Here is a 10,273-nt window from a genome sequence, read left to right as displayed (position 1 = left end):
TCAAACAGCCAGGACAGCAAACGCCCAGCTCAGCAACTCACTACAAAAGAGCTACACCCAAGCGGTATTGCATCGTGCTGTGCCCGCAGCTCGCACCTGTGGCCCACGCGTCTGGGTGCTCGTTTCGGCATCTGTTCCTCTCGCCGGGCCCTGACCGGCCGGGCGATTGGTCCGGCACGGTCCCCGACCTCGGCGAGATCCGAGCGTGCTTTCCCGGCGTGCTGTTCCACAAGTGCCTGCATGACGCGCTGCGGGACGAGCTCCCCCAGGCCAACACCTGGGCGCAAGGCACGGACGGCCAGCCCGCACCACCCACCGCACCCGATCCGGAGCGCCGGCCGCGAGGAGGACACCCCTATGACGGTCCTTGACGGCATCACCTTGCCCCGAAGGTGGCGCGTCACGTCCCGGCTGACGCCCGGCTGGCCGATCGACGAGGATCATCTCCTCGAACTCTGGCCGCACGGCCGCACGCAGGACGGGCGGATCCGATGGCTGTATCGGTTGTCGCGCCACAACCGGACGATCTTCTCCGCCGCTGACATCAGCTCGCCGATCGGCACCACGCTGTCCACGGACACGCTGATCATCACCGCGAGAACCGTCCTGTCGTTCCTGACCCTGTGTCCGGGAGACACCGACGCCGAGTATTTCGACGACTACAGCCGCGCCCAGCTCGCATGGCGTGACGGGTTCGCCGAGAAACTGTCGGTGTACGCGCTGGAGGAGATCTGCGGCTACTGCGGCCGGGAGCATGCTTCGCCCGGTTGCGGAACGGGGTAGCCCGTGCCGCGCAGCTCCAGCCGCTTCCCCGGGCTGCACCTGGCACAGCGCGCGGCGTTCCGCACAAGCGGTGGACTGTCGGCGGTGTGCCGTGCCCCTGAAGAGACCGGCCGCCTTCCCGCCGAGTGGGCGGAGCGCTACCGCGCCGATGTGCCGCGCATCGTGTATGTGGTGCTCTCCTACGCCACCCCCATCGCCTGGGTCCGCGACGACAACCGGGTGATCATCCCCGACTGCTGCTACTCCCTCACCACCACCCGCCACCAGCGGCTGTGCCGCACCTGGCTACCAGAGGAGCAGGCACCGTCGTAATCGTCCACGGCTTGTGCTGTGTCGCTCACCGAACTCATGTGGCGGGCTGCGCCTGCATTCCCGTCTGACCGTCTCACCGCTTCTTCCCTCACGCGCTATGAGCCCCTGGCCCGGGGCTCATAGCGCGTTTCGTTCCGCCCGCGACGCCCCTTGGAGGTATCTGACCGTGACCGAAACCGTGCGCCTGTCCCAGCCCGTGGACTACATCGCCATCGTGCCCTACCTGTTCGGCTACCACCCGACGATGAGCCTCGTCGTCCTTACCTTCCACGCTCAAGCCCTCATCACCAGCGTCCGCCACGACCTGCCCAGCAGCCAGGACGAGGCCATCGACGTCATCGCCCACTGCCTCGACCTCCTGACGCACGACGCCGCCAGCGAACTGGCCGTGATCGGCTACGGTCCCGCCGCCCTGGTCACCCCGGTCCTGGTTGGCCTGCGCGAGGCGATCGAGCCGACCGGCGTTCTGCTCGCCCAGATGCTGCGGTGTGCGGACAACCGCTACTGGCCCCACCCCGACACGGGCCCTGCCGAAGGCGTTCCGTACGACATCACGACCAGTCAGGCCGCCGTCGGCGCGGTCGTGGCGGGCCTGAGCGCGCTGCCGGACCGGGACGCGTTCGCCGCCCTGCTGCAGCCGCTGGAGGGAGCGGACCGTGACGCCGTACGCGAAGCCACCCGCGTCGCACGTCAACAGGCCACCGCGTTGGGCACCGCCGCGCCCCGCTTCTGGTACCAGGAAGGCCTGCGATGCGTCCACGCCGCCTTCGCCCGCCACCAGGCCGGGGAGCCGATCCCCGCCGGGGAGGTGGCGTGGCTCGGCCTGCTGCTCACCGCCATCCTGGTGCGTGATGCCGCGAGCCTGATGGTCGGCACCTACCCCGCCGCGGCCCACATCGCGCTGTTGAGCGAAGTGGCCCGCCGCGTCGAACCCGGCTACGTCGCCGCCCCCGCGACGTTGCTGGCCATAGCCGCCTACGGCTCCGGCGCCGGAACCCTGGCGCGCATCGCCGTCGATCGCGCCCGCGCCGACAATCCCTCCTACAGCATGGCGTACCTGCTGGATTACGCCCTCAGCCACGGCGTGCCGCCCTCCGCGGTGCACCAGATGCACGCCACCATGACCGCCGAAGAGCTGGAGACCCAGCTCATCACCTGCCCCACGGCGGCCCTGCCCCGGCTGCCCGCTCCGGTCGAAGGGCGGTGAAGGGGGATGGGCTTCGCCGTCACCTCCTCGGCCGTCGTGATCGGCCTGGCAGGCCACCTCGTCCGCATCGAGGCCGACGTCCGCCCCGGCCCGCCCGGCTTCCAGCTGATCGGCCTGCCGGACACCACCACGGCCCCGATAAGGGATCGGGTACGCGCCGCGATCCTCAACAGCGGCTACACCTGGCCGGAACAGCAGGTCACGGTCACCGTGCTCCCCTTCGGCCTGCCCGCCTACGGCTCCGCGCTGGATGCGGCCATCGCGATGGCCGTCCTGGCCACCGCCGACCTGGTCCCCACCAGCACTGTGGCCCGGACCGCGTTCCTCGGCGAACTCGGCCTGGACGGCAGCCTGCGGCATGTCCGCGGGCTGACCTGCGCCATCCGTACACTGACCGGCTCCGGCATCAGCGCCATCGCCGTACCCGCCGCCAGCACCGACCACACCGGACAGTGGGCGGTCATCCCCGCAGCCTGCCTGGCCGACCTGGTCGACCAGCTGAACAACGGCCCGACCCTGACCGCACCACCACCCGCCGCCATCGCGGAACACGCCCCCGGCCTGGACCTGGCCGACCTGCCCGGCAACCAGCCTGGCAAACGCGCCCTGGAGATCGCCGCCGCCGGGGGACACCACCTGCTCCTGCATGGCAGGGGCCCCGCCGCCGGGCTGGCCGCGTGCCTGCCCGCCCTCCTCCCGCCGCTGGACGCCGCAGCCCAGGCCGAGATCTACGGCTTGTACGCACTCACCGAAACCCTGTCGCCGGGCCACCGGCCGTTGTGCACGCCGCACTACACCACCACCGTCGATGCGATCTTCGGCCGCAGCACCGACAACGTGGTACGCCCCGGCGCGGTGTCACTGGCGCACACAGGCGTGCTGTTCCTCGACGACGCCCCGGAGTTCGCCCGCAGCGTGCTGGACGGCCTGCGCTACCCGCTGGACACCGGCGAGATCATCCTCGCCGGTACCGGCGGCATCGTGCGCCTGCCCGCCCGCTTCCACCTCGTCCTGGCCACCCATCCGTGCCCCTGCCCCGCCGGCTCCTGCCGCTGCACCCCGGTCAACCGGCAGCGCTCACCTAGTGACGGACGATCTTGGTGGCAAATTGATGGCAAACGATCAAAAGGCCACCTTCCGATTCACGGAAAGCGGCCTCTGAACTGGGAAAACCCTGTGGGGCTACCAGGACTTGAACCTGGGACCTCTTCCTTATCAGGCAACTCGAATACATGTATCGATCACCGGGTGCGACATGTTGACCTGGCAGAAGGGGCCGCCAACGTCCGTCAGCGTCCGTGATCGTCGGTCGCGGTTGTCACGCAGATAGTCACTCGGGCGCCCTTGCGAGCGCGACGCCTGTGAAGACCAACGTCCGTGGACAGCACCATACGATCATGCTTCGCACAGGCGCGCTGCAGCGCGCCTTCTGCACACTGCGACCAGAGGCTCGCCCTAAAGGGGAGATATCTACCACCCAATCTGCTGTCCGGCCGTCTAGTTATGGCTCAGCGCTTAAATGCGAGCTCGCTGTCGAGCTCTGCCAAGCAGCCACCTGGAACACCATTCAGGAGATAGGAGACCGAACATCCAAGTTTTTTGGCGAACAGTTCAACCAGCGGGTCGGGAGCGTTCCGCTTTCCACTCTCGATCAAACTCAAGTAGGAATAGGTCAGCTCTGGATGAGCCAGGTCTTCCTGCGTAAGTCCACGCATTAGGCGAATAGCCTTGATACGTTGCCCCACAGAAGTTTTTCCTTTAGACAGTAGCTGCGCCAAAAAGGTTTCGGCATAATAATCCCCAGCGCGGATACGAGCGCGAATTTCTTCCTCAAGCCCCAACTTAGCCAGTACGTAGACTAAATGTCTACCCGCATCTTCATTCCCTTCGTCGGCGCGCTTGCGCAATTCCTCGTATCGCCCAAGTCGCCCCAGCAACCTCACAAGGTCGGAAACTGCGTAATGGATACCGGCGTCCGCTGCTCGACGGAGAAGCTGTTCAGCATATGCGTACAATCCCTCACCGTAGGCCTTTTCGCCAACAATAGCCTGGTCATGAGGGCTCTTAAGGTGGTCACACAGTGCCTGCCATGTTGAGTCGGGGATCGCCTCGCCATGGCGCGCATCTCCTGCATGTTGTTGCAGATAATCTGCCACAACATAGCCTGCGATCTGTCCCATGGAGTTCGAGTCAGAGACTGGAGCCAACGCGGCAACGGTCCCATGTAGCTCATGCGTGGCATATGTTAAGGCCGACTGGAACCAATTAGGCGGAGCCTTGGCCCGCTCTCGTGAATCGCAGTAGCCATGCGCCGCCTCCCGTAACAGATCAGCGCTGAGTGGAGATCTGACGCCAAGGTTCGTCGCATCGATGGCAGCGTTCAACACGGCAGCCGAGTACGTATTGGCGCCTCTCCAGTGAGCTACCAGGTGGGGGGCTGCAGCGATGACTTGAATGGGGCCATAATCCGTCGACTCCAACGCCGTACGCCAGTATTGGTCTCCGTCGGCTGCGAGAGAACGCGCACGGTCCAGCTCTGAAGGACTGAGCCGAGCATCCAAGTGAACGACATCTGCGAGCTTTAGCACTTCCTTAGCGGCTGCGTGTGGATCTACGGAGCCAGAGTCACGTGGAGGCTTGCTGTAAAGATTATACCGCGTCGGCCATATTGTCGCGATCATAATGATCCCTGGCCTTCGCAGGGCACGCACAGTCCCAGCGCCGAGACATCTTGGGCCCGCAAGATAGTTTTGCAACTCGTCAAGCCAAACCACCAGCTTAGTGGATGCTGTAAGCGCCTCGGCAGCGTCCTCGAGTTGACGGATGCTGGCAGGATGAAGCAGCCACCAATCCGGCACCAACGCGCGTATTGCTTCGTAGGCGCAACGAGTCTTGCCGACGGATGATCCGCCGACCAGAATCACTAGCCCGCCTCTCCCCATTGCCCGCTTGACCAACGCACGGGCACCACGGTCTCCGCCATCAATGTCTCGCGCCATATAGGACGGAAGGTCGCTGGTGGCTCCTGTCACCTCGATAGGTACATGAACGCCGAGGGACCGTGCATCAGTTTGCGTAACGCGAATTGCTGTAGATAAAGGCGCGACCGCAGTCACAGCGCGGCTACGCGCATTCCGCCACTTACCCCACGCCTCCTGTGGAACACCACAGGCTCGTAGAAATTTTTCCAGGGTTTCTTCGCTCGGCCGTCCTTTCCTGTAAGCGTCGGAGACCGTGCTCGACGACAGTCTGTCGTCACGCTCGAAAGCCCGGTTCAATTGGGCAACGGAACGCCCATTGGCTAGCCCCTCCAACGCCGCCGCTAACTCCTCCGGCGTGGACACCTCATCCGGATCGATCACCGTCTCTACCCCTGCTCACCGTCGTCGACTCACTCCTTGTACGGCGATCTTCGCCGGATGCAGCCGGACAGCCTTGCACGGCTGTCGGGTCAGCCACCTCCCTAGAAGGTCAGGCTGCCTCACTCACACTCTCATGCAGACATTTTGTCCGGCCTGTTACGGATCTGCTGCCGGAATCTGTTGATGCGGATCCCATAGGACTCCACACCCAACAGCGAAAGGATCCGCCGATGCAGGATCTGCCTGAGTGGATTCCCTTGGCCACCAGTGCCATCAACCTCGCCACAGTCCTGGTTGCCTGGGCGATGAACCGGCGACGGAGTCCAGGCAACCAACGACACAAACGTGCTGTCAGGCGCCGTCACCGTCGATAGGCCCGTCTCCAGAGCCATCTATGCACGAGTGCTGAAACACCAGGGTCACCGTCAGCTCGTAACCAGTGTTTCAGCAGTACAGGGGGACAGCATGGGCATCGCTGTCCCCGGCCTGTCTCCGCTGTCTCCAAGGGGTTTCCGCACTTCGGCAGGGAATTAGGGACAGCGGGGACAGCAGGGGCATGATTACGGCGTTGAGCCTCCCAAGGACGCTTTGATCGCCTGAAAGCCCGGAGCGCCAGCGGCGGCCAGGTCATGGGCTGCACGGTGGAGTTCGGTCACGGCGTAGACGTTGAGCGCTGTAGCGTCCGGTGCGACGTCCAGCGCCGTGGCGGTTGCGGCTTCGGCGTCGCCTTGGATGACTTGGGCGCGTGCGAGGCAGGCTCCGTACCAGGCTCTGTCACGGCGATAGTGGTCAGGCAGAGTGGACAGACCTTGCTCAAGGTAGTCAGCGGCGCGGCGGCCGTCGCCGAGTTCCAGTTCGGCCATGCCGCGTTGCATGAGGAACCAGCCCTCGTCGTAGAAGTACATCCACGGTGGTTCGTCGTCGGGGTGTTCGGCGGCGTTTCGGATGAGGTCTTCGGCTTCGGCGAGTCTGCTGCGTGCCTGGTTAGCTTCGCCGAGTTGGGCGTGGCCTCGGCCGGCCATCTGGGCGGCCATGCCTTGCACGCCGTGGGTGGTGCGGCCGTCGTGCCAGCGGGAGGCTTCGGCCAGGCGGACGCAGCGGGGGGCATCGCCGAGGCTCCAGGCTTGGTGCGCGCGCATGTTGAGGGTGGTGGAGGCGAGGCAGGCGTCGCCAGCTTCGAGGGCCCAGGCGTGGGAGCGGTCGTACCAGGCTAGGGCGGCTGCGTGCTGGCGGGAGTCGTGGCACATCCAGGCGATGAACTGGGCGTACTGAGACAAGACGGCGACGGCCCGATCGGCGAGCGGGCCTCGGGCGCCTCGGGCGAGGTCGGCCACGGTGGAGAGCTGGGCGTGGATGAGCGGCAGGAGCGGCCGACTGCCGATGGTGTCTTCGACGCGGCGGTGTTCGGCCAGGCAGTGTTCCAGCCATTGCACGGTCGCCAGATCGACGCGGGAGGGGTGTTCGATGGCGCGGGTGATGCGTTCGTACAGATCGGCATCGGGGGCCAGCGCAGGGAGGGCGAGAATGGGGACCGGCTTGATGACGGTGCCGAAGAGTTGGTCTTCCGTCAGGCCGAACGCCTTGCAGTAGAGCGTGGTGTAGAAGGCATCCGGGCGGTGTTCGCCGGTCTCGTGGCCCCGAATGCGGCGGATGAGGTTCGGCAGCTCGGTTAGGGGCTTGTCGGAGGCCTTGGTCAGTTCGCAGGCCAGGTCGCGCTGCGACCAGTCGCGGGCAGTACGCGCGGCGAGCAGGCGGGTGGCCCAGACGGGAACCTCTGGAGAGTCGTTCATCCAGTGCACCTCCGGGGACGGGCAGACACGGGAGCGGACATCAGGGGTCGCCTCTCAGTGTCCTCTTCTGACGTAGTACCGCGCGTAGCTCTCATGTAGTCGTGCACCTGGACACCGATGGTTTCTACTCGTGGACGGCTTCTGACAACGACGGCCGGGGATCGTGTGGCATAACCGGTGAGCTTGAGCGGGCCGCCACGCTCCTGCGGCAGGCACTGCAGTCGTTAGCGCCAGGTGCCACGGGCGCGGTCCAGTTCGTACGTCTCGACCGCTACGCATCGGACCCCTCCTACGTCTATGGCACGACCCTGCTGCGTCTGCGCAGGGAGAAGGCCATCGCCGCCGCCGAGTGAGGCCGGCGGATTCGTACGCCAGATCAGCTATCGCGGAGGGTGGCGTTCGCATGCGCCGCCCTCGCTGCGTGAACCGAAAGCACGACGCCATGTACGCATGGGAACCGCACGTCCCATCCAGTTCGCGTCCGGTCCGTGTGACGGAAACCTCGTGTTGCGGTGAGTACGAGTGGTGCTGCGAGGCCGGGCAGTTCTTCGTCCTGCGCCACACCGAGGGCGTCGGGTACGAGGAGACCGGCCGGGGCCACCGCGCCGCTGCTCGCCTCGTCTGGGCCGCACTCGTGGGCACCCACAGACACAAGGAACGCGCGTCCTGAGGCCACCTGCCCACGTCACCGCTCTGCCTGGACACTTGCCGTGACGATGTTCTCGACCCTCGTGGAAACGGCCTGCCGCTGGAAGCAGGCCCCCGAGTCACGCCCCGGCACCTCCACCGTCCGGACGTGCTCGAACCCCTGCTCCAGGTAGTAGCGCTGTAGCCCGTGATTCGTCTTCCACACATCCAGCCGGAGCCAGGGGAGCCCCCGCTGGGCGGCCTGATCCACCGACCAGTTCACGATGTCGGCTCCCAGGCCCTCACCGGCACGGTCGCGGGCCAGGAGCAGCTTGTACAGGTACAGAGCAGGTCCATCGACGTCCGAGTCCCAGAAGTCGAGATCAGGCCGGGTGTTGAGGGTCACCGTGGCGATGGTCTCGTCGCCGTGCTCGAAGACCCACGTCTCACGGTTGGCGATGTTGCGGCGGATCTTCTCCCGGCCGATGTCGTCCCACTTGGCCGTCCACTGCTGGATGCCGCGCTTGTCCAGCCAGCGTTCGGACTCGGCACGCAGCTCGATGACGCGGTCCGTGTCGCTCTCGACGGCGAGACGGGCTGCCAGGACGGGACGCTCAGGCATCGCTGTACCCCACTTGGTAGACGTACTTCGACCCATTCCCCGGCCTGATCTGGTGCAGCACCAGCACCGGCTTCCCTGAGGTGGTCAACGTAGTCCGCACCACTTCGAGCACGGCCATCACGCCGGCCAGTTGCAAGCGGTCTGTCTCCTGGCGAGAAGCGATGCGCGGGGTCAACTCGTCCATGTGGTTGCGCATCGGGCATCCGCGGTCGGCGAGGACCTGGGCCGTGTTGACGCTGTTCGGCTCCATGATCCTGGTGTCCTTGACGCAGTTGTACGCGTAGTAGGAGTCGGCCAGCGATTCCGGCTCGTTGGCGGGCTGGTCGGGGCCGGGGCCGATGTAACGGACGCGGCTCCTTACGACGACCCGCTCACTCTCTGGGATGCCCAGCCGCTCCGCGATCGGTGTTCCAGCCACCATATGACTGCCGGGCAGGATGCTGACGCTGATGGTCTGGCGGTGGGAGTAGCCGGCGGATTCGACGTCCGCCGTCCAGCCGTCTGTCTCGACGTTCTCCAGGCGCTTCGGGTCCTGCCACTTCGTCATGTGCCACGTCATGCACAGCGACTCGCGGACGTAGAAGCCCTTTTTCGGCACGGCCACGACCAGGCCCTCGCCGATCAGCGCCTGGTAGGCGTGTCGCACGCTCAACGACGACACCTGCTCTTGCTCCATGAGTTCTGACGTGCTGGGAAGCCGGTCCCCCTCGGCGTACTCGCCGCTCAGGATGGCCTGTCGTAGGTCGTCGGCGATCCGTGCCGACACGTCCCCGCGGAGCGTGTCGCGCCGCCTCTGGCTGGGCATGTTCGGGCCCCTCTCAGTCTCCTTGTTTAAACAAGTATGCCAGAGTGGTTGACGGGCCTTGTTCGCCTTGTTTAAATAAGACGCACCAGGGCATGATCAGCTCAGCTGACCAGGCCAAACAACGAAGAAGCCGGGATGCGGTCCCTAGTCGCCAAACCAGTCCGCACCCCGGCGCCCCTTCTAGAGAGGTGTCTTCATCATGACCCACGGGTCCAAGACCATGCAGGTCGTCCCTGACGACCTCACCGAGCCCATCCAGTGGTTCTGTCTCATGTGTGACGGCGTGGAGGAGTCCGCGCCGGGTGCCGAGCCGCCGTCGCCGTCGATCTGCCCCACCTGCATCCGCCTCGCCCTCGTCCAGTCCCTTCGGGCGCTGGGGGTGAAGCTGTGAACAACCAGCACACCGACCAGTACGAGGCCGATGACGTCGCCGATCTGCTGGACGACCTGATCAACGCCGAACCGGCGTGCGACTCCACCAAGGCCGTGCTCTTCACCGGTCCCGACATCGAGACCGACGAAGAGCGATGGGTGCGGGAGGCGATCGCCAAGGCCATCTGCCAGGCACGTTGCCCGGCCCGCGCCGCCTGCCTGTCCTACGCCATGGCGCTCGACCCGGAGGAGGGTGTCTGGGCGGGCTACACCGCAGAGGAACTGCGGGAAGTACGTCCGCTCCTCACTTTCCTCCCGCGCCACCGTACGAACGAGGTGGCGTGATGGCTACCCGCTTCCAGTGCTGCGAGTGCGGCAAGCGAACCCGCAGCC

General features: G+C 65.7%; 12 protein-coding genes. 8 read left to right on the top strand and 4 right to left on the bottom strand.

Annotated features, from left to right (window positions below):
• Positions 1 to 357 precede the first annotated feature (357 nt).
• From ACFPZ3_RS56290 to ACFPZ3_RS56275, 4 genes are all read left to right on the top strand, one after another.
• On the top strand, positions 358 to 783 hold the full coding sequence (locus ACFPZ3_RS56290; RefSeq protein WP_379522699.1) for a hypothetical protein: 426 nt from the start codon (positions 358 to 360) through the stop codon (positions 781 to 783).
• Positions 784 to 786: 3 nt separating this feature from the next.
• Positions 787 to 1,095 carry a DUF8033 domain-containing protein gene (locus ACFPZ3_RS56285; protein WP_379522698.1) on the top strand — a complete coding sequence of 103 codons (309 nt, stop codon included), beginning with the start codon at positions 787 to 789 and terminating at the stop codon, positions 1,093 to 1,095.
• Positions 1,096 to 1,261: 166 nt separating this feature from the next.
• A complete protein-coding gene (locus tag ACFPZ3_RS56280) occupies positions 1,262 to 2,302 on the top strand; it encodes a DUF4192 domain-containing protein (RefSeq protein ID WP_379522697.1) in 1,041 nt (346 codons plus the stop codon).
• A 6-nt stretch (positions 2,303 to 2,308) separates the two neighbouring features.
• Complete coding sequence (locus tag ACFPZ3_RS56275) at positions 2,309 to 3,604, top strand: ATP-binding protein (RefSeq protein WP_379522696.1); 1,296 nt, start codon at positions 2,309 to 2,311, stop codon at positions 3,602 to 3,604.
• A 206-nt stretch (positions 3,605 to 3,810) separates the two neighbouring features.
• Here the strand turns inward: ACFPZ3_RS56275 and ACFPZ3_RS56270 are convergent, their stop codons facing one another.
• Together ACFPZ3_RS56270 and ACFPZ3_RS56265 are read right to left on the bottom strand one after the other, a co-directional pair.
• Positions 3,811 to 4,482 (bottom strand): helix-turn-helix domain-containing protein, encoded by a 672-nt coding sequence (locus ACFPZ3_RS56270; protein ID WP_379522695.1) that lies wholly within the window; start codon positions 4,480 to 4,482, stop codon positions 3,811 to 3,813.
• Between the two features lie 1,742 nt (positions 4,483 to 6,224).
• Entirely contained in the window at positions 6,225 to 7,454 is a 1,230-nt protein-coding gene (locus tag ACFPZ3_RS56265; protein ID WP_379522694.1) for an XRE family transcriptional regulator, read from the bottom strand.
• A 101-nt stretch (positions 7,455 to 7,555) separates the two neighbouring features.
• Between ACFPZ3_RS56265 and ACFPZ3_RS56260 the strand changes: the two genes are divergently transcribed.
• Positions 7,556 to 7,807, top strand: coding sequence for a hypothetical protein (locus tag ACFPZ3_RS56260; protein ID WP_379522693.1), 252 nt, complete (start codon positions 7,556 to 7,558; stop codon positions 7,805 to 7,807).
• Positions 7,808 to 7,944: 137 nt separating this feature from the next.
• The gene (locus tag ACFPZ3_RS56255; protein WP_379522692.1) at positions 7,945 to 8,124 is read left to right on the top strand and encodes a hypothetical protein; all 180 of its coding nucleotides are present in this window, start codon (positions 7,945 to 7,947) and stop codon (positions 8,122 to 8,124) included.
• Positions 8,125 to 8,139: 15 nt separating this feature from the next.
• Here ACFPZ3_RS56255 and ACFPZ3_RS56250 read toward each other — a convergent pair whose 3' ends face one another.
• Positions 8,140 to 8,703 carry a GNAT family N-acetyltransferase gene (locus ACFPZ3_RS56250; RefSeq protein ID WP_379522691.1) on the bottom strand — a complete coding sequence of 188 codons (564 nt, stop codon included), beginning with the start codon at positions 8,701 to 8,703 and terminating at the stop codon, positions 8,140 to 8,142.
• Positions 8,696 to 9,508, bottom strand: a complete 813-nt coding sequence (locus tag ACFPZ3_RS56245; RefSeq protein WP_379522690.1) for a GntR family transcriptional regulator — start codon at positions 9,506 to 9,508, stop codon at positions 8,696 to 8,698. Before ACFPZ3_RS56245 ends, ACFPZ3_RS56250 begins: the two co-directional genes overlap by 8 nt.
• A gap of 199 nt (positions 9,509 to 9,707) precedes the next feature.
• Here ACFPZ3_RS56245 and ACFPZ3_RS56240 point away from each other — a divergent pair, with 199 nt between their 5' ends.
• Positions 9,708 to 9,899, top strand: a complete 192-nt coding sequence (locus ACFPZ3_RS56240) for a hypothetical protein (RefSeq protein ID WP_379512038.1) — start codon at positions 9,708 to 9,710, stop codon at positions 9,897 to 9,899.
• Complete coding sequence (locus tag ACFPZ3_RS56235) at positions 9,896 to 10,225, top strand: WhiB family transcriptional regulator (RefSeq protein WP_379522689.1); 330 nt, start codon at positions 9,896 to 9,898, stop codon at positions 10,223 to 10,225. The genes ACFPZ3_RS56240 and ACFPZ3_RS56235 overlap by 4 nt, the downstream gene beginning before the upstream one ends.
• Positions 10,226 to 10,273 lie beyond the last annotated feature (48 nt).

The organism is Nonomuraea insulae, assembly GCF_042656245.1.
This window is presented reverse-complemented; position numbering and strand designations above follow the sequence as displayed.